Consider the following 21,978-nt stretch of genomic DNA (forward strand, 5'->3'; position numbering starts at 1 on the left):
GCGGCTGCTGTCCGCCCGCCTGGGCGGCGGCCGCCGCGCGCAGCTGTTCGGCCATCGGCTCGGGCAGCTGGATCGGCAGCGGGGTGCGCACCGGCAGCGGTGTGTCGCCGCGACGGACCACGGTGTCGCGCAGAGCGGTGCGCGCCTCCTCGGCGAGCGCGTCCACCGACTCGGCGACCCCGTTCACGACGCAGCGGATCATCCAGCGGTAGCCGTCGACCCCGATGAACCGGACGACCCCGCCACCGGCCGTGCCGATCACCTCGCGGCCCCACGGACCGTCCTGGATGCGCACGTCGGCGGAGTCCTTGCGCAGCGAATCGGCCAGCTCGCCGGCGACCTCACGCCACAGTCCCGTGGACTTCGGCGCGGCGTAGGCGGCGACGGTGAACCGGCCGTTCGGCGTGACCACCCACACCGCGCTCGGCACGCCGCCCTCGTTGAGCTCCACCTGCACCTGGCCGGCGGCGGGCATCGGGATCAGCACCGACCCGAGGTCGAGCCTGCCCTGTGCCGCGACGGCCGGATCGTCGAAGTCGTCGATGTCGAAGGGGCCCTCGAGGTCTGCCTCGGCGGCCTCGGCGGCCGCCGCGGCCTCCGAGGTCTCCTGCCCGGTGTCGCCCGTGTTCTTACGTTTACCGAATGCCATCACAAACTCGCATGTCCGCCGGAGGAACCGTGGCCGCCTTCGCCACGGGTGGTGCCTGCCAGACCGGCCTCGTCGAACGACGCCACCTCGACCAGATCGGGTAACTCCACCCTCTGCACCAGCAGTTGGGCGATCCGGTCGCCGCGGCGCACGACGATGGGGGTCTGCAGGTCGGTGTTGATCAGTGCCACCTTGATCTCGCCGCGGTACCCGGCATCGACCGTGCCGGGACTGTTGACGATCGAAAGTCCCACGCGCGCAGCAAGACCCGAGCGCGGATGCACCAGCCCGACCATCCCGTGCGGGATGGCGACGGCGACGCCGGTGGGTACGAGTGCGCGCTGGCCGGGGGCCAGTTCGACGTCCTGGGCGCTGAACAGGTCGACGCCGGCGTCGCCGTCATGGGCTCGGCTCGGCATCGGCAGGTCGGGGTCCAGGCGCACAACCGCCAGAGAGGTGGACACGACGTCACAGATTACTCTGGCCCGCGTGTCAGACACGCGCGCGACCACACAAACGGTGCGCTACCGCGAGCGGTTGTGGGTGCCGTGGTGGTGGTGGCTGCCCGGGCTCGGGCTCGGTGCGCTGATCGCGTACGAGGTGACCCTGGGCGTCCGAAGTCTGCCCGTCTGGCTGCCCTTCGCGGTGCTGCTGCCGGTCGCCGCCGCGGTGCTGGTGTGGTTCAGCAGGTCGGAGCTGCGGGTGGTGTCGCCCGGACCGGGTGCGACGTCCGAAGCCGGTCCCGAACTGTGGGTCAACGAGGCGCACCTGCCGGTCGGCGTCGTCGCCCGGTCCGCGGAGGTGCCGCGGTCGGCGAAGTCGGCGGCGCTCGGCCGCCAGCTCGACCCGGCGGCCTACGTCGTCCACCGGGCGTGGATCGGCCCGATGGTTCTGCTGGTGCTCGACGACCCGGACGACCCGACGCCGTACTGGTTGATCAGCACGCGCCACCCGGATCGGGTGCTCGCCGCGCTGCGACAGGACTGAGACGACGTCAGGCAGCGCAGTCGCTGCAGATCATCATGCCGTTCTTCTCGCTGGCCAGCCGGCTGCGGTGATGCACGAGGAAACAACTCGAACAGGTGAACTCGTCGGCCTGCTTCGGGATGACCCGAACCGAGAGTTCCTCACCGGACAGGTCGGCGCCGGGCAATTCGAACGACTCGGCCGATTCGGACTCGTCGACGTCGACGACGGCCGACTGGGCTTCGTTGCGCCGCGCCTTCAGCTCCTCGAGCGAATCTTCGGAGACGTCGTCCGTCTCCGTGCGGCGTGGAGCGTCATAGTCGGTAGCCATCGTCCTCGTCCCCTCCATCAATCCTTGCAGCAGTGCTTTGTACCAGCGTCGAACGCATTCCCCAAACGATTCGTGCCCGCACTGCCACAGGTTCCAGTGTGATTTACATCACAATGCTCCGTCGGGAGCCTCGGCGCCGCAAGCAACCTTCGCCCCACCAGGCCTTAGAGTGCTAGACGTGGTTTCCCACATCACCGAGGGCACGGCCTTCGACAAGCACGGTCGGCCGTTCCGGCGCCGCAATTTCCTGCCCGCGATGATCACGCTGGCAGCGCTGGCAGTGGTGACGATGGTGGTGTGGTCGATCGCGCTGAACCAGTCCACCGACGTCGCCCAGGCGGCGGTGTGCAACCGGCCACCCGCCCCGGCGCCCGGTGAACCCACGCCGCCACCCCTGGGCACCCAGGTGTCGACCGCCGACATGACCGACGTGGCGCCGGCCAAGCTGGCCGACACCCGGATCCGCGTCCTCAACGCCAGCGGCCAGGGCGGGCAGGCCGCCGAGGTGGCCGGCGAGCTGCGCGACCTCGGCTTCGCCCAGCCCGAGGCCGCCAACGACGCCGTCTACGCGAGCACCCGGCTGAACTGCCACGGCCAGATCCGGTTCGGGCCCTCCGGCCGGGCCGCCGCGGCGGCGGTGTGGCTGGTGGCGCCCTGTGCCGAGCTGTTCGAGGACGAGCGCCCGGACGCGGTGGTGGATCTGGCGATCGGCACCGAGTTCAGCGAGCTGAATGCCAGCGACAACATCGAGGCGGTGCTGGCCAGTCTGCGCCCTGACGCGACCGCGGCCGCCGATCCGACGCTGGTCGAGAAGATCCACAGCACCGGCTGCTGACCGGCGGCCTCAGCCCAGCCCCGCCCGGCCCAGCACATCCACCAGCTCGTCGGCCACCCCGGGCGCGGCGGCGACGACCAGGCCGGCCCCGCCCACCCCGCCGTCGGGCGGTGGCAGCGCCAGCCGGGCGCCTGCCTCGGCGGCGATCAGCGCGCCCGCCGCCCAGTCCCACACGTTGACCCCGTCCTCGTAGTAGGCGTCGAGCCGGCCGTCGGCGACCATGCACAGGTCCAGCGCGCACGAACCGATCCGCCGCATGTCACGCACCAGCGGCAGCACGCGGGTCAGGATCTCGGCCTGCTCCCGCCGCCGCTGCGGGGCATAGCCGAAGCCGGTGCCCAGCAGCGCCATGGCCAGCTCGTCGGCGTCACTGCACCGAAGGGGACGGGTCCCTGCGCCGTCGCGGACCTGCGCCCCGTGGCCACGCGCCGCGGAGTACACCGCACCGGCCGCCACGTCGGCGACGGCGCCCGCCACCGACTCGCCGTCGAGCTGGGCGGCGACCGACACCGCGTACGCCGGGATGCCGTAGACGAAGTTCACCGTGCCGTCGATGGGGTCGAGCACCCAGGTGATGCGTCCGGCACGGACCCCGGCGGCGCCGCCCTCCTCCTCGCCCAGCACGTGTTCACCGGGCCGCAGCACGGCCAGCCGCTCGCGCAGCAGCCGCTCGGTCTCGGTGTCGACGATCGTCACCGGGTCCGTGCGGCTGCTCTTCGAACGCACCGCACCGCCGTCCGACGGGCTTGCGGCCGCCCCGAACACCTCGGCCCGGCGCCGCCGGACGAATGCCGCGGCCTCGTCGGCCAACTGGTCGGCCACCGCGCGCAGCGTCCCGGGGTCACTGTCGATTTCGGTCACAGCGCCATCGCACCACTTTCGGCGTGGAATGTCGCTGACCGGTTGCCCGACAGTCACGCGGGAGCATGGTCGAGCCGTTAGTGTGTGGGACGCGAGACGCTTGCCGGGTTCCCGCCGGCCGTGTGCTGAAGGAGCGCCCATGACCGCCACTGAGTCCCCCGTCGCCGACCCGGACGGCGGTGGCGATGCGCAGCGCCGGGGATTCGGGATCGACGTGGGCGGCAGCGGGGTCAAGGGCGGCGTGGTCGACCTCGACACCGGAGCGCTGATCGGCGAACGCTTCAAGCTGGCCACCCCGCAACCCGCCACCCCCGACGCGGTGGCCAAGACCATCGCCGCCGTCGTCCGCGAGTTCGGCTGGACCGAGAACCTGGGCGTCACCTACCCGGGCGTGGTGACCGACGGCATCGTGCGGACCGCGGCCAACGTGGACAAGGCCTGGATCGGCACGAACGCCCGCGAGGCCATCGCGGCCGAACTCGGCGGTCAGTCGATCACGGTGCTCAACGACGCCGACGCGGCCGGGCTGGCCGAGGAGCGGTTCGGCGCGGGCCGCGACAACACGGGGGTCATCGTCCTGCTGACCTTCGGCACCGGCATCGGGTCCGCGGTGATCCACAACGGCGCCCTGCTGCCGAACACCGAGTTCGGCCACCTCGAGGTGGGCGGCAAGGAGGCCGAGCACCGGGCCGCGTCCTCGGTCAAGGAACGCAAGGACTGGAGCTACGAGCGGTGGTCCCAGGAGGTCACCCGGGTGCTGATCGCGATCGAGAACGCGATCTGGCCCGACCTGTTCATCGCCGGCGGCGGCATCAGCCGCAAAGCTGACAAGTGGATCCCGCTGCTGAAGAACCGCACCCCTGTGGTGGCGGCCACACTGCAGAACACCGCGGGGATCGTCGGCGCCGCGATGGCGGCGGCGGTCGACGTCACCACTACTGCCAAGTAACTTTTCGCCGGACACGCGCGGGCCTGCCGGATTTGCCGCTCGAGGCGGCGTTACCACACACTGTCGTTACAATGGTCGAGGCGGCCGCCTACCGAATAGCGGCGGGTAATCCCCAGTAGCAGATACAACGCCGCATTCGACATAGCAGACGCTTTCGGTGGCGCACGCCTGCGCAGACCGGAGTACGCACGACCGAAAGGGTGTACGTGGCAGCGACCAAGGCAAGCCCGGCAACCGACGAGCCGGTGAAGCGCACCGCCACCAAGACTCCCGCCAAGAGAGCCCCGGCGAAGACCGCCAACGGAGCGGCGCCCGCCAAGCGGGCCGCCGCCAAGGCCCCCGCCCGCGCGGCCAAGGCCGAGAACGGCGCGGCACCCAAGGCACGGGCCGGCGCCAAGCCGGCCAAGGCTCCCGCCAAGGGACCGGCCAAGACGCGCGCGAAGAAGTCGACCGCCCCCGAGGCCGGTGCCGGCGAGGAAAGCCTCGTCGAGGACACCGACCTGGAGACCACCGACGACGTCGAGGAGCCCGGCGAGGACCTCGAGACCATCGACGAGCCCGAGATCGACCTCGACGACCTGGACACCGACGACGACGAACCCGTCGCGGGAGCCGACGCGGCGAAGGCCCCCGCGGTGGCCCCCAAGGTCGAGACGGCCGCGCCCGTCGAAGAGGAAGAGATCGCCGAGCCGTCCGAGAAGGACAAGGCCTCCGGCGACTTCGTCTGGGACGAAGAGGAATCCGAGGCGCTGCGGCAGGCCCGCAAGGACGCCGAACTCACCGCCTCGGCCGACTCCGTGCGTGCCTACCTCAAGCAGATCGGCAAGGTCGCGCTGCTCAACGCGGAGGAGGAGGTCGAACTCGCCAAGCGCATCGAGGCCGGCCTGTTCGCCACGCAGAAGCTGACCGAGCTCGCCGACAAGGGCGAGAAGCTGCCCGTGCAGCAGCGCCGCGACATGCAGTGGATCTGCCGCGACGGCGACCGCGCCAAGAACCACCTGCTCGAGGCGAACCTGCGCCTGGTGGTCTCGCTGGCCAAGCGCTACACCGGCCGCGGGATGGCGTTCCTGGACCTCATCCAGGAGGGCAACCTCGGCCTCATCCGCGCGGTGGAGAAGTTCGACTACACCAAGGGTTACAAGTTCTCGACCTACGCGACGTGGTGGATCCGCCAGGCCATCACCAGGGCGATGGCCGACCAGGCGCGCACCATCCGCATCCCGGTGCACATGGTCGAGGTCATCAACAAACTCGGCCGCATCCAGCGCGAGCTGCTTCAGGACCTGGGCCGCGAGCCCACGCCCGAGGAGCTGGCCAAGGAGATGGACATCACGCCGGAGAAGGTGCTGGAGATCCAGCAGTACGCGCGTGAGCCGATCTCGCTGGACCAGACCATCGGCGACGAGGGCGACTCGCAGCTCGGCGACTTCATCGAGGACTCCGAGGCCGTCGTGGCCGTCGACGCGGTGAGCTTCACCCTGCTGCAGGATCAGCTGCAGTCGGTGCTCGAGACGCTCTCCGAGCGCGAGGCGGGCGTCGTCCGGCTGCGCTTCGGACTCACCGACGGTCAGCCCCGCACCCTCGACGAGATCGGCCAGGTCTACGGCGTGACGCGCGAGCGCATCCGCCAGATCGAGAGCAAGACGATGTCGAAGTTGCGTCACCCCAGTCGCTCTCAGGTGTTGCGCGACTACCTCGACTGATCACGGGTCATTGACCGCTCGTTGAGCGGCACGGTTCCGGCGTTGAGCCGTTGTTGAGGCCCGTGCGGATACTTCCTCCCATACGAACGACCGGGAGGAAGTCCGCAATGTCGCGACCAGTGACCACCTACGTGTACGCCGATGATCCGATCCTCGAGGCCGGCGTAGTCAGTCAACTCCGCCCGAGGGCCGAGATCGCGGTCGTCGACTCCGCGCGCCTGCACGGCGCCGAGGTCGCGATCGCCGTCGCCGATGTGCTGGACGGCGCGACCGTCCGGATTCTTCACTCACTGCGCAAAGCCGGTGTGCGACACACCCTTCTGCTGTTGGGCGCCGTCGACGAACAGGCCGTGACGACGGCGGCCCAGGCCGGTGTGAGCGGCGTGCTGCGGCGTGCAGAGGCGACATCCGATGTCCTCGTGCGCACGGTGGCCGAGGTCGCCGCCGGCCGCGGCGTCGTCCCCCGCGACGTGCCCGGCCGGCTGGGCGGGATGACGCCGCAGCCGGTCATGCGGCGGTTCGACAAGCTCTCCCAGCGCGAGGCCGACGTGCTGCGCCTGATCGCCGACGGCCTCGACACCGACGAGATCGCCCGCACGCTGTGCTACAGCCAGCGCACCGTGAAGAACGTGCTGCACGGCATCACCACCCGGCTGCAGCTGCGCAACCGGTCACACGCCGTCGCCTACGCGGTGCGCGAGGGCCTGATCTGATCGGCCCCGGCCGACCGGCCCCGGCGCACGAGCGTCGGCACCCCGAGTTCCGCGCGGATCCGCGCGTGTTCGCGGCGCACATACTCGGCTGACCCCGCGTCGCCGAGTTCGGCATGCAGGTCGGCCAGCACCAGCCAGCCGGTGTCCTGCTCGGGTTCGAGCTGCACCGAACGCTCGGCCGCGGCGAGCGCCCGGTCATGCTCGCCGAGCGCCAGGTGGTCGGCGGCCAGCGCTGCGGCCACCGCGGCGGCCTTGTGCCGCAACCGGTCCCGCTCCCCTTCGACGTGCGCCATGCCGGTCAACTCCGGTAGCAGGTCGCCGGTGTACAGGTCGAGGGCCGCCCGGCGCGCCGCCAGCCGGCCGGCGACGTCACCGCGCGCCGCCAGCCTGCCCGCCCTCGCCACGGCGTCGGCGAACGCCACGACGTCGACCGCTGCGGACTCGGGCAGACACAGCCGGTAAGACTCACCGCGCCGGTCGACACTCACGCCGTGTTCGACGAGCAGGCGGCGCGCACTCGACACCGCCACCTGCAACCGGTGCGCCGCCACGGAATGCTGCACCCCGGGCCACAGCAGGTCCTCGAGGTACTCGCAGTGGTGGTCGCGGCCCGGCGCCAGGGCCAGGATCTGCAGCACGCGACGCGCCTGCGGCCGCAGGGCGTCCAGCGCGACGGCCCGCCCGCCCGCCTCGATTCCGAACTCGCCGAAGCATCGAACGATCATGGCCGGCACACTCGCGGTCCCGGCTGGTGCCCGGCCACGCCCCCACTCCGGCACAAGCACATCGACCGACGTTGCCGCCGTGCTCAATTCGTTGGATGCGACGGTCTTCGCCAGCCGTGACACCTGCGCGCAGCGGCGGTACCACTGCTGCGCCTCGGCCACGCCGTACTCCTCGACGAGGGCCAGTTCGAGATGGGTGCGCAGCACCTCGTGATAGCGGAAGTGCCTGCCGCCGTCGTCGGTCGACGTGAACAGTTGCGCCGCTTCGAGTTCGGACAGGATGCGGTGGCTGCCGGTGGCGCCGAGCAGGGCGTCGCAGACCTCGCCGGACATCCGCTCCAACGGCGCAGTGCGGAGCAGGAATTCGCGGCGGTCGGCGGACAGCTGATGGAGGACGTTGCGCGTCAGGTAGGACCGGACGTGACGGCACCGCCCGCCGAGGTGCGCGACGGCCCGGTGCCGATCGGCGGCGCTGCGCTGCGCGGTGGCCAGTTGGAACAGCCACAGCGCGGCGGCCCATCCGCCGGTGCTGCGGGCCAGGGCGGTGGCGGCGTCCGGCCGCAGGGGGCAGCCGTACACCGCGGCGAACAACTCCTCGATCTCCGATGTGCGGAACCGCAGGTCGTCACCGCCGATCTCGCCGAGCGACCCGGACACCCGCAACCGCGGGACGTTGACGTCCGGGGTGCGCCGCGACGCGCAGACGACTCGCAGACGGCGGGGCCGCAGCGCCAGGAACTGCTCCAGTGCCCGCTCGGCCGCCGAGCCGGCGATGGCGTGCACGTCGTCGAGGAACAGCACCGCACCCGGACCCGTCCACCGGTCGAGAGCCGCGAGCAGTCCGGCCGTCGAGGCCACGTCGGCGATGTCCGCCAGCCCGCCGAGCGCACCGGCCAGATGTGCGATGAACCGGTTCTCGCAGGTGTCGTCCTCGGTGACGCCGTACCACCCCACGGGCACCTGCGCCGCGGCGGCCAGATGCGACAGCAAGGTGGTCTTCCCACACCCGGCCGGTGCCACCACCATCGTGGTCGCGGCCGGTGCCGTCAGCCGGTCGCGGACCAGGCCGGCCGGCTCGGGTGCGCGCAACTTCTCCCGCAACACCGTGCATCTGCCGGTATCCGTCGTGAGCTCCACGGGCGCAGCGTATGACCGCGTCAACGATGTGGTTTGAGTAGTCGACTACTCGACTTGCGGCCTCGCCGGTAAAGTCCGGCCACGTGCCCGAGAAGTCTTTCAAAGCCCCACCGGCACGGCTGATCGCCGCGGTCGACAAGGTACGCGCCGGCCTGCAGCGGCTGCACCGGTCCACCGTGCCGGGCAACATCGCGATGCTCGAACTGGCCACCGGCGCGTGGACGACGGCGGCGCTCTACACGGCGGCGAAACTCGGCATCCCCGATCAGCTGGCGAGTGGACCCGCCCACGCGAACGACATCGCCAAACGGATCGGCGCCCACCCGGAGTCCGTCTACCGGCTGATGCGGGCGCTCGCCGGCAAGGGTGTGCTCACGCAGCGCCGCGACGGCCGGTTCGCACTGACCCGCGTCGGCGACGCGCTGCGCTCCGACTCCGACGGCTCGCTGCGCGACATGGTGCTGTTCATAGGGCACCCGATGCGCTGGGAGGACTGGGGCAACCTGGAGCACTCCGTGCGTACCGGGCAGACCGCCACCGAGATGCTGCGCGGCATGCCCGTGTGGGACTTCCTCGCCGTGAACCCGGAGTTCGCCGAGGTGTTCAACCGGGCGATGACGGCCACCAGCGGGCTGACCGACGAGGCCGCGCTGAGTTGCTACGACTTCACCGGCTCGAAGCTGGTGGTCGACGTGGGCGGCGGGCACGGCGCACTGCTGTCGACCATCCTGCGCAGTGCGCCCGACGCCAGGGGCGTGCTCTTCGACCAGCCGTCGGTGGTGGAGAACGCAGGCCCGACACTCGCGGCGGCCGGCGTCGCCGAGCGCACCACGACGGCGGGCGGTTCGTTCATGGAGTCGGTGCCCGACGGTGGCGACGTCTACGTGATGAAGAACATCATCCACGACTGGTACGACGACGACGCGGTGCGCATCCTGCGCACCATCCGCACGTCGATCGCCGACGGCGGCAAGCTGCTCCTGCTGGAGATGGTGCTGCCGGAACGGCCGTCGTCGTTCATCGGCCTGATGCTCGACCTCGAGATGCTCGTCACCGCCGGCGGCAAGGAGCGCACCAGAGCGGAATACGCGAACCTCCTCGCCCGGTCCGGCTTCCGCCTGCACCGGGTGGTCGACACCGTCACCCCGCTGTCGATCATCGAAGCGGTACCTGTGTGACGCCCGACCGCATCGCGGTCGGATCGGGTTCGGAGTACGAGGCCGCGGTCGGCTACTCGCGGGCCGTGCGTGTCGGCCCGATGGTCGCGGTGGCGGGCACCACCGGCGCGGGTTCCGGCGCCGCGGCACAGACCAGGGACGCGCTGCGGCGGATCGCCGCGGCGCTGGCCGAGGTGGACGCGACGCTGTCCGACGTGGTGCGCACCCGGATGTACGTCACCGACATCGCGTGCTGGCGCGAGGTCGGCGCCGTGCACGCCGAATTCTTCGGCGACATCCGCCCGGTCACCACGATGGTCGAGGTGTCGGCGCTCATCGCGCCCGAACTCCTCGTCGAGGTGGAGGCCGACGCCTACATCGGCTCCACGACAGCCGGGAACACCCCGTCGTCGCCCGGCGGGTAGGGCGTGACCCGCAGCACCGCCGCGACCGGCAGCGGTCCGTACAGGTGCGGGAAGAGCATGCCGCCGGGGTCGGTGGGCACGCCCGGCTCCCATCGCACCTCCGCCGACAGCAGCGCGGGGTCGATGTGCAGCAGCACCAGATCGGTGCGCCCGGCGTAGAGCCGGTTGGCCGGCAGGTGCACCTGGCCCGGTGCGGACAGGTGCACGAAGCCCACCGCGTCGAGCGACGGCGGGCGATGTTCTCCGTGACCCAGCGCCACCTGCCAGTCCGCGGCCGGGCAGAGGTGCACCAGCAAAGGCGTTCGCGCGGGTGGTTTCCGCGGTGAATCTGGGTACATACGTCTAGCCTGCCCTCCTGGCAACACGGGGTGACGTGAGACACGACACACCGGTGAACCCCCGGGGAACAAGGCCGGAACCGAATACGTCTGACACAGTAGAGATACGCGGTAGGGCATGATCCCGCACCGCGCCGGCTAGAAACGGAGGAGCCATGACCGCAACTCTGACCAGTCCCGAACTCACCCGGGCTGATCGCTGCGATCGCTGCGGTGCCGCCGCCCGGGTGCGCGCGAAGCTGCCTTCGGGTTCCGAGCTGCTGTTCTGTCAGCACCACGCCAACGAGCACGAGGCCAAGTTGGTAGAGCTCGCCGCGATCATCGAAGTGAGCCCGTCGGACTCGTAGGGCCACTCCGACGAGCACCGCTTATGGGCAGTAGCGCATTTCTTCGGTAATGCTGGTCTGGTCATGACTGACCAGCCGGCTCCGATCCCCCCGTCGCGTCATCACATCTGGCGAACCACACGACGCACTCTGTCGAAGAGTTGGGACGACTCGATCTTCTCGGAGTCGGCCCAGGCGGCGTTCTGGTGCGCGCTGTCCCTGCCGCCGCTGCTGCTCGGGATGCTCGGCAGCCTGGCCTACATCGCCCCGCTGTTCGGCGCGGAGACGCTGCCCGCAATCCAGGACCAGATCATCGGGACCGCGAACAGCTTCTTCTCGCCCAACGTCGTCAACGAGATCATCGAGCCGACGGTGCGCGACATCGTCGCGGGCGCACGGGGCGAGGTGGTGTCGGTCGGCTTCGTCATCTCGCTGTGGGCCGGCTCGTCGGCGGTGTCGGCGTTCGTCGACTCGATCGTGGAGGCACACGATCAGACGCCGCTGCGACACCCGGTGCGCCAACGGTTCTACGCGCTGGGCCTCTACGTGGTGGCGCTGGTGCTGGCGATCGCGACCGCGCCGCTGCTGGCGCTCGGCCCGCAGAAGATCGCGCAGTACATCCCCGACAGCTGGGACCACGTACTGCGGTACGGGTATTGGCCGCTGCTGTTCCTGAGCCTGATGATCGCGGTGAACCTGCTCTACCGGGTGTCGCTGCCGAAACCGCTGCCGTCGCACCGGCTCCTGCTCGGGGCGGCGCTGGCCACGGTGGTGTTCCTGATCGCGACACTGGGCCTGCGGGTGTATCTGACGTACATCACCAGCACCGGTTACACCTACGGTGCGCTCGCCACCCCGATCGCGTTCCTGCTGTTCGCGTTCTTCCTCGGATTCGCGATCATGATCGGCGCGGAACTCAACGCCGCCATCCAGGAGGAGTGGCCGGCGCCGGTGACCCACGCCCACCGGCTGCGCGGTTGGTTGGGAGACAAGGCCGAGTCGATCAACTCCACGGCGTCCGCCGCCGTCGCGAAGCCCGCGGGCACGCCGCCGACCGCCGATCCGAGCGTGGCCGCACCGCGGCCCGCCGATTAGGTCTTGAGCTGCTCGAAGATTCGCTTGCAGTCCGGGCAGACCGGGGAGCCGGGCTTGGCACTGCGGGTGACCGGGAACACCTCGCCGCACAGGGCGACGACATGGGTGCCCATGACGGCGCTCTCGGCGATCTTGTCCTTCTTCACGTAGTGGAAGAACTTCGGCCGGTCACTGTCGGTGCCGTCGTCGACCTGTTCGTCGGTCTCGGTGCGCTCGATGGTGTCGGTCTGCATGTGACCATTGTGCCTGGCAATGGATCGGTAAGAAATCCCACGAGCGCAGCGGGACCCGGCTGTGCCAGAGTGGAAGTATGAAACACGGCCAGGAGCTGGGTTTCGACGACGAGGGTCGGCCCGTGCTGATCACCCGCGCCGCACCGGCCTACGAAGACCAACACCGCGCCCGCGTGCGCAAGTACCTCTCGCTGATGGCGTTCCGGATCCCGGCGCTGATCCTCGCGGCGGTCGCCTACGACATCTGGGAGAACGGCCTGGTGTCGCTGGCCATCATCCTGGTGTCCGTGCCGCTACCGTGGATGGCCGTCCTCATCGCCAACGATCGCCCGCCGCGCCGCGCCGAGGAACCCCGCCGCTACGCGCACGGGCGGCGCATCCCGCTGTTCCCCACCGCCGAGCGGCCGGCGCTGGAATACCGGCCGCCCTCGGCGCCGCAACCGGATTCCGCGGAGTCCGGATACGACGTCCCGCGCTGAGCTCCCGACGCTTCCAATCCTCAGGACATTCTCAGGTCTTCACCGAAAAAGCCCTGATCAAAAGGTGTGAAGCGGGAGAGGGGCGGGAACTACTAGCGGCACTTGGGCGTTAAAGCTCATGACAGTTCTAGCCGAGCAGGAGGCCGTCATGGCAAATGCCACCTTTAGCCGCATCGACAGCGATCTGGACGCTCAGAGCCCAGCCGCCGACCTGGTGCGCGTGTACCTCAACGGCATCGGCAAGACTGCGCTGCTGAATGCCGCGGACGAGGTGGAGTTGGCGAAACGCATCGAGGCCGGCCTGTACGCCCGGCATCTGCTCGAGACCAAGAAGCGGCTCGGCGACGCGCGCAAGCGCGACCTGGCCGCGGTGGTCCGCGACGGCGAGGCGGCCCGCAGGCATCTCCTGGAGGCCAACCTGCGACTGGTGGTGTCGCTGGCCAAGCGCTACACCGGGCGCGGCATGCCGCTGCTGGACCTGATCCAGGAGGGCAACCTCGGCCTGATCCGGGCGATGGAGAAGTTCGACTACGCCAAGGGTTTCAAGTTCTCGACGTACGCCACCTGGTGGATCCGGCAGGCGATCACCCGCGGCATGGCCGATCAGAGCCGCACCATCCGGCTGCCCGTCCATCTCGTCGAGCAGGTCAATAAGCTGGCCCGGATCAAGCGTGAGATGCACCAGAACCTCGGCCGTGAGGCCACCGACGAGGAACTGGCCGAGGAATCGGGCATTCCCGCCGAGAAGATCGCCGATCTGCTCGAGCACAGCCGCGATCCGGTGAGCCTGGACATGCCGGTCGGCAGCGACGAGGAGGCGCCGCTCGGTGACTTCATCGAGGACGCCGAGGCGATGTCGGCGGAGAACGCGGTGATCTCCGAACTGCTGCACACCGACATCCGGCATGTGCTGGCGACGCTCGACGAGCGTGAGCAACAGGTCATCCGGCTGCGGTTCGGGCTCGACGACGGCCAGCCCCGCACCCTCGATCAGATCGGCAAGCTGTTCGGTCTGTCACGTGAGCGGGTCCGCCAGATCGAGCGCGAGGTCATGTCCAAGCTGCGCAACGGCGAGCGCGCCGACCGGCTGCGCTCCTACGCCAGCTAGTTCGCCGGCCGGTAACCGGCCGAGATCTCGAAGATGCAGGCACGGGTCCGCCGGCAACCGGCGGACGCGTCGCTGCCCCTGCGGCGCGTGTCGGCGCGATGATGCACCGCTGCGCAGGCCCCGGGAACGGTAGACTTTCGCAGGACGGAGGGCTGCGCGAAATGAATGATCTGGTCGACACCACCGAGATGTATCTGCGGACGATCTACGACCTCGAGGAAGAGGGCGTGGTGCCCCTGCGCGCCCGTATCGCCGAGCGGCTCGATCAGAGCGGACCGACGGTCAGCCAGACCGTATCGCGGATGGAGCGCGACGGCCTGCTCCAGGTGGCCGGTGACCGCCATCTCGAGCTCACCGACAAGGGCCGCCAGTTGGCTGTCGCCGTGATGCGCAAGCACCGGCTGGCCGAGCGGCTGCTGGTCGACGTCATCGGCCTGCCGTGGGAGGAAGTGCACGCCGAGGCGTGTCGCTGGGAGCACGTGATGAGCGAGGACGTCGAACGCCGGCTCATCCAGGTGCTGGACAATCCGACCACCTCGCCGTTCGGCAACCCGATCCCCGGCCTGTCCGAACTCGGGCTGGCCGGCTTCCCCGGCGCCGATCAGGTGAGCCTGGTCCGGCTGACCGAACTGCCGTCCGGCATGCCGGTCGCGGTCGTGGTGCGCCAGCTCACCGAGCACGTCCAGGGAGACGCCGACCTGATCGCCCGCCTCAAGGACGCCGGCGTGGTGCCCAACGCCCGCGTCACCGTCGAGGCCACCGACCACGGCGGCGTCAACATCGTGATCCCGGGCCACGAGCAGGTCGAGCTGCCCCACCACATGGCGCACGCCGTCAAGGTCGAGAAGGTCTGACGCTCAGCCGCTGCGGCGGCGAAACCCGGTGCGCGGCGGCAGCCGCACCCCGAGCCGATCGGCCATCCGGTATCCGGTGAGCGCGAGTTCACGGATCTGATCGGGCCGCATCCCCGATCTCAGCGCCTGATCGAGCATGCCGGCCATCCGGTGCCGGGGGTCGAGGCGCAGCGCGGCCTCGAGGGCCACACCGGCCAGCGGACCGTCACCCCTGGCGTAGGCCGAGAAGGCCAGCAGCACCAGCGCCTCATTCCGCCACGGCGGCGGCAGCGTCCGGGACAACAGCACCCACAGCGTCTCCGCCAGGTCCGCGTCCTGCCCGATCGCCAACGCGTACAACGTGTCCCGTACCGACGGGTCGGTCAGGGCGCAGGCCATCGCCGCCATCTGCGCGTCGTCCGGCCGTTGGCCGTCGCCCAGGCGGCGCGCGGCGGCGATCATGTCCTCGATCTCGCCGCGCAGCACCGCATCCGGGCGAGGGACGCGGCGGCTCTGCTCGCGGCTGCGGATCATGTCGAGCAGGGCCTCGCCGCGCGCCGGGTCGGCGTCGAGCACCGCCTCGAGTTCGGCGCGGCTGCGGTACAGCCGTCGGCCGTCGAGCACCGCCGCGGCCGCCAGCGGTGACGCCGACGGGTCGTCGACGGGCCCGCCCGCGCGACCGTCCACCGAGTGCCAGCGCCCGCCCGTGGCGACCCGGTCCACCACGTGGGCGTCGAGCAGGTCGATGCCGCGCCCGGCCAGCGCGGTCCTCAGACGGGCGACCAGCTCGCGATGGGCGTCGTTGCACGGCTCGCAGTCGGACCCGCACTCGTCGACGATCACGGCGATCACCGCGTCCGGCGCCGCCGCGGCCGCGACCTTCGCCAGGTCGTCGATCGAGGCGGCGAGCCCGTCGGACAGGTCGACGCGCAGCACCGCGCCCAGGCCGCCGCGCTCCACGGTGACGAGCACCAGCGACTGCTCGGGCACGAAGCCCAGGACGGCGGGTACGGCGGCGATCAGCCTGCCGGGGTGGTTGAACCGGTAACCGAACTGCTGCGATGAGGTCATGGCCGCAACGCTCGTCGGCCGCACTGTCGGAAGCGGCCCCCGCCGGCCCCGTTCGGGGCGCCCTGGGGATGAACCGGCGACTGTGGACAGCCCCGGCCCGGTGTCTGTTCACGAAGACTTCGGCGTCGTCGGCATGCGAGATCGTCACAACCGGCGTACACCTTTTGCCATGGGTTCGATGCTGGAGTACGACCTCGTCGTCATCGGTTCTGGTCCGGGCGGGCAGAAGGCCGCCATCGCGGCCGCCAAGCTCGGCAAGTCGGTCGCGGTCATCGAACGCGGTCGGATGCTCGGCGGAGTCTGCGTGAACACCGGCACCATCCCGTCGAAGACACTGCGCGAGGCCGTCGTCTATCTCACCGGGATGAGCCAGCGCGAGCTGTACGGAGCCAGCTACCGGGTGAAGGAGAAGATCACCCCGGCGGACCTGCTGGCGCGCACCAGCCACGTCATCGGCAAGGAGCAGGACGTGGTGCGCAGCCAGCTGATGCGCAACCGGATCGACCTGATCGAGGGGCACGGCCGGTTCATCGATCCGCACACCTTGCTTGTCGAGGAGCCCACGCGCGGCGAGAACACGAAGGTCAGCGGTGAGTACATCGTGATCGCGACCGGCACCAAGCCGGCCCGGCCCGCCGGTGTCGAGTTCGACGAACACCGGGTGCTCGACTCTGACGGCATCCTGGACCTGAAGTCGCTGCCCACCTCGATGGTGGTGGTCGGCGCGGGCGTCATCGGCATCGAGTACGCGTCGATGTTCGCCGCGCTGGGCACCAAGGTCACCGTGGTGGAGAAGCGCGACTCGATGCTGGATTTCTGCGACCCCGAGATCGTCGAGGCGCTGAAGTTCCACCTGCGCGACCTGGCCGTCACCTTCCGCTTCGGCGAGGAGGTGACCGCGGTCGACGTCGGCGCCGCAGGCACGGTGACCACCCTGGCCAGCGGCAAGCAGATCCCGGCCGAGACGGTGATGTACTCGGCGGGCAGGCAGGGCCAGACCGAACACCTCGACACGGCGATGGCCGGCATCGAGGCCGACAACCGGGGCCGCATCTTCGTCGACAGCAATTTCCAGACCGTCGTGGACCACATCTATGCGGTCGGCGACGTGATCGGCTTCCCGGCGCTGGCCGCCACGTCGATGGACCAGGGCCGGCTGGCCGCGTATCACGCCTTCGGCGAACCGGCCAAGGGGATGACCGACCTGCAGCCGATCGGCATCTACTCCATCCCGGAGGTGTCCTACGTGGGCGCCACCGAGGTGGAGCTCACCAAGAAGGCGATTCCGTACGAGGTCGGGGTGTCCAGGTATCGCGAGTTGGCCCGCGGCCAGATCGCCGGCGACTCCTACGGCATGCTCAAGCTGCTGGTGGCGACCGACGACCTGAAGATCCTGGGCGCTCACATCTTCGGCACCAGTGCCACTGAGATGGTGCACATCGGACAGGCCGTGATGGGATGCGGCGGCACCGTCGAGTACCTCGTGGACGCCGTCTTCAACTACCCGACCTTCTCCGAGGCCTACAAGGTGGCCGCCCTCGACGTGATGAACAAGCTGCGGGCGCTCAATCAGTTCCGGCGCTGAGCGCTCAACAGCCGTCGTCGTCGGCCGCGGGCGCCGTGTCGGCGGGGCCGCCGGCCTCCGCGCGGACCAGCAGCCGTTCGATGTGCCCGTCGAACGGCGGCGAGTACGACAGGTCCTCGTCGCAGCCGCCACCGTCGAGCCCGCCGACCAGTCCGGTGACCACCGAACCGGCCACCCAGGGCGCGCCGCTCACCCCGTCGACCAGCCCCTCGCACGGCACGGCCGGGAACCCCTCGGCAGCGACCGCCGTCGACGCCCGGCAGCCGATGGGGCCGCCCCCGATGCCCATCTGATAGCCGGTCACCGTCACCGGTGTGCCCGGTCGCGGGGCGGCGCCCAGCGCCAGTCCCCCGCCCGCCTGCTGCGCGGGAGTGTCGCCGGCGTCCCGGCTGACCCGCGCGATCGCATAGTCGGCCCGCGGATCCTGCCCATCCACCCAGCGCGGATCGAGGTAGACCGCGTCGAGGTGCCACGGCTGCTGCCCCTGCGCGGCGGCGTCGAAGCCGGGCACGAACGTGGCGTCCATGCCGTCGACCAGGCAGTGCGCGGCGGTCAGGATGAGGTCACCGCGCGCGGAGTCCAGCACCGACGCGGTGCAGGTGTGGACCGGGCCGTCGCCGACGAAGACGGCGCCGACCCGTGGATCGGCCGACACCGGCCGGGCGACCGCCGCGGGCGCGGCCTGCGCCTCGGGCCGCTGCACCGCCGTCGACGGCCCCGTGCAGCCGGCGATGACGGCGACCAGCAACACCGCCGGCACTGCGGTTCTCCGCAGGGCGGCCGTGACCGGGGACCCACGCATGACCCGATGGTGCCCGACGACGCTGGCAATCGGCCGCGTGCCGGTGGTTCGGCGAGGCCGGATGCGGGCATCCCGTGCGGAATGCGGTCCCGGGGCGGCCGTGTTCCAACCGTATGCGGGATTCCGACGAATGGCGGGGTCCGCAAGCACTGCAGGTGGGCGCGACTGCGAGCCCACCCAGGCCTACCCGCCGCAATGGGCGACACTAGAGATCCCGGCACGAGGAGGATGTTCAGATGGCTGACGAGACGAGTGGGGGTGCCGACACCCCCGAGCAGTACTACCAGCCCGAGTCCACCGGCATGTACGAGCTGGAGTTCCCCGCGCCACAGCTGTCGTCGGCCGACGGCCGCGGGCCGGTGCTGATCCACGCGCTGGAGGGATTCTCGGACGCCGGTCACGCGATCAAGCTGGCCGCCCAGCACCTGAAGAACACGCTCGACACCGAGCTGGTGGCGTCGTTCGCCATCGACGAACTGCTCGACTACCGCTCGCGGCGACCGCTGATGACGTTCAAGACCGACCACTTCACGCACTACGAGGAGCCCGAGCTCAACCTCTACGCGCTGCGCGACACGGCGGGCACACCGTTCCTGCTGCTCGCCGGGATGGAGCCCGACCTGCGGTGGGAGCGGTTCATCACCGCGGTGCGGCTGCTGGCCGAACACCTCGGCGTGCGGCGCGTCATCGGGCTGGGCACCATCCCGATGGCGGTGCCGCACACCCGGCCGGTCAGCCTGACCGCGCACGCCACCGACAAGGAGCTGATCGCCGACCACACGCCGTGGGTGGGCGAGGTGCAGGTGCCGGGCAGCGTGTCCAACCTGCTGGAGTTCCGGATGGCGCAGCACGGTCACGAAGCGGTGGGCTTCACCGTGCACGTGCCGCACTACCTGGCTCAGACCGCATATCCGCAGGCCGCGGAGGCGCTGCTGGCCGAGGTCTCGCGGAGCGCGTCGCTGCAGATCCCGCTGGCCGCGCTCGGTGAGGCCGGCGCCGAGGTGTACGAGAAGATCAACGAGCAGGTCGAAGCGAGCGCCGAGGTCGCTCAGGTGGTGACGGCGCTGGAGCGACAGTACGATGCGTTCGTCACGGCACAGGAGAATCGGTCACTGCTGGCGCACGACGAAGAACTGCCCAGCGGTGACGAACTCGGCGCAGAATTCGAGCGGTTCCTCGCCCAGCAGTCCGGCGAGAAGTTCAAGGAAGACAAGTACAGAGACGGCTACGGCGACGGTTTCGGTGAGGGCGAAGACCGGCGGTAGCCCCGTACCGGAGGCCGCATGTCACCACGCAAGCCCGATCTTCGTCCGGTGCGGCAGCTGACGCCGTCGCTGGAGTACCGCACGATCCACGGCTACCGGCGGGCGTTCCGCATCGCCGGATCCGGTCCGGCGATCCTGCTGATCCACGGCATCGGTGACAACTCCACCACGTGGAGCACGGTGCAGACCGCGCTGGCGCAGCGGTTCACCGTCATCGCCCCGGACCTGCTCGGCCACGGGAAGTCCGACAAGCCCCGCGCGGACTATTCGGTGGCCGCGTACGCCAACGGCATGCGCGACCTGCTGAGCGTGCTGGACGTCGACCGGGTGACCGTCGTCGGCCACTCGCTGGGCGGTGGCGTCGCGATGCAGTTCGCCTACCAGTTCCCGCAGCTGGTGGAGCGACTCATCCTCGTCGGCGCGGGCGGGGTGACCGGTGACGTGAACGTGGCGCTGCGGCTCGCGTCGCTGCCGCTGGCCAGCGAGGCGCTCGCGCTGCTGCGGCTGCCGCTGGTGCTGCCCGCACTGCAGGCCGCCGGCCGCATCGCCGGCAGCGCACTTGGTTCCACCCGCGTCGGCCGCGATCTGCCGGAGATGCTGCGGATCCTGGCCGACCTGCCCGAGCCGACCGCGTCCTCGGCGTTCGCCCGGACGCTGCGCGCCGTCGTCGACTGGCGCGGGCAGGTGGTCACCATGCTCGACCGCTGCTACCTCACCGAATCCGTGCCGGTGCAGCTCATTTGGGGCTCCCACGACTCGGTCATCCCGGTCGGCCACGCCGCGATGGCGCACACCGCTATGCCCGGTTCGCGCCTCGAGGTGTTCGACAAGGCCGGCCACTTCCCCTTCCACGACGACCCGGAGCGGTTCGTCGAGGTGGTCGAGCAGTTCATCGACGCCACCGAGCCCGCCGTCTACGACCAGGAGCTGCTGCGCACACTGCTGCGCAACGGGCTGCGCGAGGGCACCCTGACCGGATCCGTCGGCACACAGGTGGCGGTGCTCGACGCGATGGGAGCCGACGAGCGCAGCGCCACCTGACAATCGGCCACCCGGCCCGGCCGAGCACGTAGCATCGGCGCATGGCTACCGACGTGACAGTGTTGCGCGTGTTCACCGACGCCGACGGCCAGTTCGGCAACCCGCTCGGCGTGGTGGACGCGAGCACCGTGGACCCCGCCGACCGGCAGCGGATGGCGACCGAACTCGGTTACAGCGAAACGATTTTCGTCGACGTCCCCGAGCCCGGCGCGACCACTGCGCACCTGCGCATCTTCACCCCCGCCACGGAGCTGCCGTTCGCCGGCCACCCCACCGTCGGCGCGGCGTGGTGGCTGCGCGAGCAGGGGTCGGCGTTGCACACACTGCAGGTTCCCGCGGGCATCGTGCAGGTCGCCTACGACGGTGACCTGACCGCCGTCAGCGCGCGTTCGGACTGGGCGCCGGAATTCGCGATCCACGACCTGTCCTCGCTCGACGAACTCGCCGAGGCCGACCCGTCGGATTTTCCTGACGACACCCAGCACTACCTGTGGACGTGGACCGACCGCGACAACGGCGAAGTGCGCGCCCGGATGTTCGCGGCCGTTCTCGGGGTACCCGAGGACGAGGCGACCGGCGCCGCCGCCGTGCGACTCACCGATTACCTCAGCCGCGACCTGACGATCGTGCAGGGCAGGGGTTCGATGATCCACACCCGGTGGAGCCCGGAGGGATGGGTGCGCGTGGCCGGCCGTGTGGTCAGCGACGGCGCCCGGCAGCTGCCCTGACCGGTCAGCCCGACGTCCGCACCCGGCGGTGCTCGCGCAGCGCCTCGATCTCGCGCTCGAAGTCGTCGGCCGACGAGAACGACCGGTACACCGAGGCGAACCGCAGGTACGCCACCTCGTCGAGTTCACGCAGCGGGCCGAGGATCGCCAGGCCCACCTCGTTGCTCGGGATCTCCGGAGAGCCCGCCGCCCGCACTGCGTCCTCGACCTGCTGGGCCAGCAGGTTCAGTGCATCGTCGTCGACCTGACGCCCCTGGCAGGCACGCCGTACACCCTTGATGACCTTCTCCCGGCTGAACGGCTCGGTGACCCCGCTGCGTTTGACCACCGCCAGCACCGCCGTCTCCACCGTGGTGAAGCGGCGACCGCACTCGGGGCAGGAGCGCCTGCGGCGGATGGCCTGGCCCTCGTCGGTCTCGCGGGAGTCGACCACCCGCGAGTCGGGATGCCGGCAGAAGGGGCAATGCATCGTCGCTCCTTCGCTCCGTCGACAGGTACGCACGTCGAACCTCTCTGAGCGTACCTGCGCGGCGCCCGGACGACTCAGCGGCGTCGCGGTCGGCGCGCCTCCACGGGGCACTGCCACTCCCCTTGCGCAGTACGGCGATTCATCGCCCACGATG

At 70.3% G+C, this 21,978-nt stretch carries 26 protein-coding genes; 16 read left to right on the top strand and 10 right to left on the bottom strand.

What is annotated here, in order from left to right; all coding sequences use genetic code 11:
* Window positions 1-649 (bottom strand): DUF3710 domain-containing protein (locus tag H7I41_RS24850; protein WP_264015293.1); only part of this gene is annotated, 649 nt, incomplete at its 3' end.
* Window positions 649-1,113 (bottom strand): dUTP diphosphatase, encoded by a 465-nt coding sequence (gene dut / locus H7I41_RS24855; RefSeq protein ID WP_264015294.1) that lies wholly within the window; start codon window positions 1,111-1,113, stop codon window positions 649-651. The genes H7I41_RS24850 and dut, both read right to left, overlap by 1 nt.
* Window positions 1,114-1,138: 25 nt before the next feature.
* Here dut and H7I41_RS24860 point away from each other — a divergent pair, with 25 nt between their 5' ends.
* Complete coding sequence (locus H7I41_RS24860; protein WP_264015295.1) at window positions 1,139-1,636, top strand: DUF3093 domain-containing protein; 498 nt, start codon at window positions 1,139-1,141, stop codon at window positions 1,634-1,636.
* Between the two features lie 7 nt (window positions 1,637-1,643).
* Here the strand turns inward: H7I41_RS24860 and H7I41_RS24865 are convergent, their stop codons facing one another.
* Window positions 1,644-1,946, bottom strand: coding sequence for a DUF4193 domain-containing protein (locus H7I41_RS24865; RefSeq protein WP_090344025.1), 303 nt, complete (start codon window positions 1,944-1,946; stop codon window positions 1,644-1,646).
* A gap of 178 nt (window positions 1,947-2,124) precedes the next feature.
* On the opposite strand from H7I41_RS24865, the gene cei reads away from it, so the two are divergent.
* Window positions 2,125-2,781 carry an envelope integrity protein Cei gene (cei, locus tag H7I41_RS24870; RefSeq protein ID WP_264015296.1) on the top strand — a complete coding sequence of 219 codons (657 nt, stop codon included), beginning with the start codon at window positions 2,125-2,127 and terminating at the stop codon, window positions 2,779-2,781.
* Between the two features lie 9 nt (window positions 2,782-2,790).
* Here cei and H7I41_RS24875 read toward each other — a convergent pair whose 3' ends face one another.
* The gene (locus H7I41_RS24875) at window positions 2,791-3,642 is read right to left on the bottom strand and encodes an inositol monophosphatase family protein (protein WP_264015298.1); all 852 of its coding nucleotides are present in this window, start codon (window positions 3,640-3,642) and stop codon (window positions 2,791-2,793) included.
* A 139-nt stretch (window positions 3,643-3,781) separates the two neighbouring features.
* Between H7I41_RS24875 and ppgK the strand changes: the two genes are divergently transcribed.
* The 3 genes from ppgK (at window position 3,782) to H7I41_RS24890 (ending at window position 7,007) form a co-directional block, all read left to right on the top strand.
* Window positions 3,782-4,591: a polyphosphate--glucose phosphotransferase gene (gene ppgK, locus H7I41_RS24880; protein ID WP_264015299.1), complete on the top strand. Its 810-nt coding sequence runs from the start codon at window positions 3,782-3,784 to the stop codon at window positions 4,589-4,591.
* Window positions 4,592-4,797: 206 nt separating this feature from the next.
* Complete coding sequence (locus H7I41_RS24885; protein ID WP_264015300.1) at window positions 4,798-6,294, top strand: RNA polymerase sigma factor; 1,497 nt, start codon at window positions 4,798-4,800, stop codon at window positions 6,292-6,294.
* Window positions 6,295-6,401: 107 nt separating this feature from the next.
* On the top strand, window positions 6,402-7,007 hold the full coding sequence (locus H7I41_RS24890; RefSeq protein WP_264015301.1) for a response regulator transcription factor: 606 nt from the start codon (window positions 6,402-6,404) through the stop codon (window positions 7,005-7,007).
* On the opposite strand, the gene H7I41_RS24895 is transcribed toward H7I41_RS24890, so the two are convergent.
* Window positions 6,980-8,869: an AfsR/SARP family transcriptional regulator gene (locus tag H7I41_RS24895; RefSeq protein ID WP_264015302.1), complete on the bottom strand. Its 1,890-nt coding sequence runs from the start codon at window positions 8,867-8,869 to the stop codon at window positions 6,980-6,982. The two genes, H7I41_RS24890 and H7I41_RS24895, sit on opposite strands and share 28 nt — an antisense overlap.
* Before the next feature lie 83 nt (window positions 8,870-8,952).
* On the opposite strand from H7I41_RS24895, the gene H7I41_RS24900 reads away from it, so the two are divergent.
* The gene (locus tag H7I41_RS24900; RefSeq protein WP_264015303.1) at window positions 8,953-10,047 is read left to right on the top strand and encodes a methyltransferase; all 1,095 of its coding nucleotides are present in this window, start codon (window positions 8,953-8,955) and stop codon (window positions 10,045-10,047) included.
* Window positions 10,044-10,451 (top strand): RidA family protein, encoded by a 408-nt coding sequence (locus H7I41_RS24905; protein WP_264015304.1) that lies wholly within the window; start codon window positions 10,044-10,046, stop codon window positions 10,449-10,451. Before H7I41_RS24900 ends, H7I41_RS24905 begins: the two co-directional genes overlap by 4 nt.
* Here H7I41_RS24905 and H7I41_RS24910 read toward each other — a convergent pair.
* Window positions 10,400-10,789, bottom strand: a complete 390-nt coding sequence (locus H7I41_RS24910) for a DUF952 domain-containing protein (RefSeq protein WP_264015305.1) — start codon at window positions 10,787-10,789, stop codon at window positions 10,400-10,402. The two genes, H7I41_RS24905 and H7I41_RS24910, sit on opposite strands and share 52 nt — an antisense overlap.
* Before the next feature lie 155 nt (window positions 10,790-10,944).
* Here H7I41_RS24910 and H7I41_RS24915 point away from each other — a divergent pair, with 155 nt between their 5' ends.
* Both H7I41_RS24915 and H7I41_RS24920 read left to right on the top strand, forming a co-directional pair.
* Entirely contained in the window at window positions 10,945-11,136 is a 192-nt protein-coding gene (locus H7I41_RS24915) for a DUF7455 domain-containing protein (RefSeq protein ID WP_264015306.1), read from the top strand.
* 63 nt (window positions 11,137-11,199) lie between these two features.
* A complete protein-coding gene (locus H7I41_RS24920) occupies window positions 11,200-12,210 on the top strand; it encodes a YihY/virulence factor BrkB family protein (RefSeq protein ID WP_264015307.1) in 1,011 nt (336 codons plus the stop codon).
* On the opposite strand, the gene H7I41_RS24925 is transcribed toward H7I41_RS24920, so the two are convergent.
* Window positions 12,207-12,443 (bottom strand): DUF3039 domain-containing protein, encoded by a 237-nt coding sequence (locus tag H7I41_RS24925; RefSeq protein WP_264015308.1) that lies wholly within the window; start codon window positions 12,441-12,443, stop codon window positions 12,207-12,209. The two genes, H7I41_RS24920 and H7I41_RS24925, sit on opposite strands and share 4 nt — an antisense overlap.
* A gap of 77 nt (window positions 12,444-12,520) precedes the next feature.
* On the opposite strand from H7I41_RS24925, the gene H7I41_RS24930 reads away from it, so the two are divergent.
* The 3 genes from H7I41_RS24930 to H7I41_RS24940 all read left to right on the top strand — a co-directional run bounded on the left by H7I41_RS24930 (window position 12,521) and on the right by H7I41_RS24940 (window position 14,884).
* Window positions 12,521-12,922 carry a DUF3099 domain-containing protein gene (locus H7I41_RS24930; RefSeq protein ID WP_264015309.1) on the top strand — a complete coding sequence of 134 codons (402 nt, stop codon included), beginning with the start codon at window positions 12,521-12,523 and terminating at the stop codon, window positions 12,920-12,922.
* A 118-nt stretch (window positions 12,923-13,040) separates the two neighbouring features.
* On the top strand, window positions 13,041-14,030 hold the full coding sequence (locus H7I41_RS24935; RefSeq protein WP_264015310.1) for a sigma-70 family RNA polymerase sigma factor: 990 nt from the start codon (window positions 13,041-13,043) through the stop codon (window positions 14,028-14,030).
* A 161-nt stretch (window positions 14,031-14,191) separates the two neighbouring features.
* A complete protein-coding gene (locus H7I41_RS24940; protein ID WP_264015311.1) occupies window positions 14,192-14,884 on the top strand; it encodes an iron-dependent transcriptional repressor DtxR in 693 nt (230 codons plus the stop codon).
* Window positions 14,885-14,887: 3 nt separating this feature from the next.
* Here the strand turns inward: H7I41_RS24940 and H7I41_RS24945 are convergent, their stop codons facing one another.
* Window positions 14,888-15,934, bottom strand: a complete 1,047-nt coding sequence (locus tag H7I41_RS24945; RefSeq protein ID WP_264015312.1) for a DUF4192 domain-containing protein — start codon at window positions 15,932-15,934, stop codon at window positions 14,888-14,890.
* A 178-nt stretch (window positions 15,935-16,112) separates the two neighbouring features.
* Between H7I41_RS24945 and sthA the strand changes: the two genes are divergently transcribed.
* Window positions 16,113-17,519, top strand: coding sequence for a Si-specific NAD(P)(+) transhydrogenase (gene sthA / locus H7I41_RS24950; RefSeq protein WP_264015331.1), 1,407 nt, complete (start codon window positions 16,113-16,115; stop codon window positions 17,517-17,519).
* 4 nt (window positions 17,520-17,523) lie between these two features.
* On the opposite strand, the gene H7I41_RS24955 is transcribed toward sthA, so the two are convergent.
* Complete coding sequence (locus H7I41_RS24955) at window positions 17,524-18,321, bottom strand: trypsin-like serine peptidase (protein WP_264015313.1); 798 nt, start codon at window positions 18,319-18,321, stop codon at window positions 17,524-17,526.
* Between the two features lie 236 nt (window positions 18,322-18,557).
* On the opposite strand from H7I41_RS24955, the gene H7I41_RS24960 reads away from it, so the two are divergent.
* From H7I41_RS24960 to H7I41_RS24970, 3 genes are read left to right on the top strand one after another with little or no spacing between them, the layout of a single operon-like run.
* Window positions 18,558-19,586: a proteasome assembly chaperone family protein gene (locus H7I41_RS24960; protein WP_302471833.1), complete on the top strand. Its 1,029-nt coding sequence runs from the start codon at window positions 18,558-18,560 to the stop codon at window positions 19,584-19,586.
* A gap of 18 nt (window positions 19,587-19,604) precedes the next feature.
* Complete coding sequence (locus H7I41_RS24965) at window positions 19,605-20,627, top strand: alpha/beta fold hydrolase (protein WP_264015314.1); 1,023 nt, start codon at window positions 19,605-19,607, stop codon at window positions 20,625-20,627.
* 41 nt (window positions 20,628-20,668) lie between these two features.
* The gene (locus H7I41_RS24970) at window positions 20,669-21,355 is read left to right on the top strand and encodes a PhzF family protein (RefSeq protein ID WP_264015316.1); all 687 of its coding nucleotides are present in this window, start codon (window positions 20,669-20,671) and stop codon (window positions 21,353-21,355) included.
* A gap of 4 nt (window positions 21,356-21,359) precedes the next feature.
* Here the strand turns inward: H7I41_RS24970 and nrdR are convergent, their stop codons facing one another.
* On the bottom strand, window positions 21,360-21,824 hold the full coding sequence (gene nrdR / locus H7I41_RS24975) for a transcriptional regulator NrdR (protein WP_264015317.1): 465 nt from the start codon (window positions 21,822-21,824) through the stop codon (window positions 21,360-21,362).
* Window positions 21,825-21,978 lie beyond the last annotated feature (154 nt).

It is taken from the genome of [Mycobacterium] manitobense, assembly GCF_025821665.1.
Taxonomy (GTDB): domain Bacteria; phylum Actinomycetota; class Actinomycetes; order Mycobacteriales; family Mycobacteriaceae; genus Mycobacterium; species Mycobacterium arseniciresistens.

What these genes read in the sequence shown, in the direction of transcription:
- H7I41_RS24955 (WP_264015313.1), bottom strand. Translation starts at nt 18,321, where the DNA reads ATGCGTGGGTCCCCGGTCACGGCCGCCCTGCGGAGAACCGCAGTGCCG.
- H7I41_RS24925 (WP_264015308.1), bottom strand. Translation starts at nt 12,443, where the DNA reads ATGCAGACCGACACCATCGAGCGCACCGAGACCGACGAACAGGTCGAC.
- H7I41_RS24945 (WP_264015312.1), bottom strand. Translation starts at nt 15,934, where the DNA reads ATGACCTCATCGCAGCAGTTCGGTTACCGGTTCAACCACCCCGGCAGG.
- H7I41_RS24910 (WP_264015305.1), bottom strand. Translation starts at nt 10,789, where the DNA reads ATGTACCCAGATTCACCGCGGAAACCACCCGCGCGAACGCCTTTGCTG.
- H7I41_RS24890 (WP_264015301.1), top strand. Translation starts at nt 6,402, where the DNA reads ATGTCGCGACCAGTGACCACCTACGTGTACGCCGATGATCCGATCCTC.
- H7I41_RS24970 (WP_264015316.1), top strand. Translation starts at nt 20,669, where the DNA reads ATGGCTACCGACGTGACAGTGTTGCGCGTGTTCACCGACGCCGACGGC.
- ppgK (WP_264015299.1), top strand. Translation starts at nt 3,782, where the DNA reads ATGACCGCCACTGAGTCCCCCGTCGCCGACCCGGACGGCGGTGGCGAT.
- H7I41_RS24915 (WP_264015306.1), top strand. Translation starts at nt 10,945, where the DNA reads ATGACCGCAACTCTGACCAGTCCCGAACTCACCCGGGCTGATCGCTGC.
- sthA (WP_264015331.1), top strand. Translation starts at nt 16,113, where the DNA reads ATGCTGGAGTACGACCTCGTCGTCATCGGTTCTGGTCCGGGCGGGCAG.
- nrdR (WP_264015317.1), bottom strand. Translation starts at nt 21,824, where the DNA reads ATGCATTGCCCCTTCTGCCGGCATCCCGACTCGCGGGTGGTCGACTCC.
- H7I41_RS24965 (WP_264015314.1), top strand. Translation starts at nt 19,605, where the DNA reads ATGTCACCACGCAAGCCCGATCTTCGTCCGGTGCGGCAGCTGACGCCG.
- H7I41_RS24940 (WP_264015311.1), top strand. Translation starts at nt 14,192, where the DNA reads ATGAATGATCTGGTCGACACCACCGAGATGTATCTGCGGACGATCTAC.
- H7I41_RS24935 (WP_264015310.1), top strand. Translation starts at nt 13,041, where the DNA reads ATGACAGTTCTAGCCGAGCAGGAGGCCGTCATGGCAAATGCCACCTTT.
- H7I41_RS24960 (WP_302471833.1), top strand. Translation starts at nt 18,558, where the DNA reads ATGGCTGACGAGACGAGTGGGGGTGCCGACACCCCCGAGCAGTACTAC.
- H7I41_RS24920 (WP_264015307.1), top strand. Translation starts at nt 11,200, where the DNA reads ATGACTGACCAGCCGGCTCCGATCCCCCCGTCGCGTCATCACATCTGG.
- H7I41_RS24865 (WP_090344025.1), bottom strand. Translation starts at nt 1,946, where the DNA reads ATGGCTACCGACTATGACGCTCCACGCCGCACGGAGACGGACGACGTC.
- H7I41_RS24930 (WP_264015309.1), top strand. Translation starts at nt 12,521, where the DNA reads ATGAAACACGGCCAGGAGCTGGGTTTCGACGACGAGGGTCGGCCCGTG.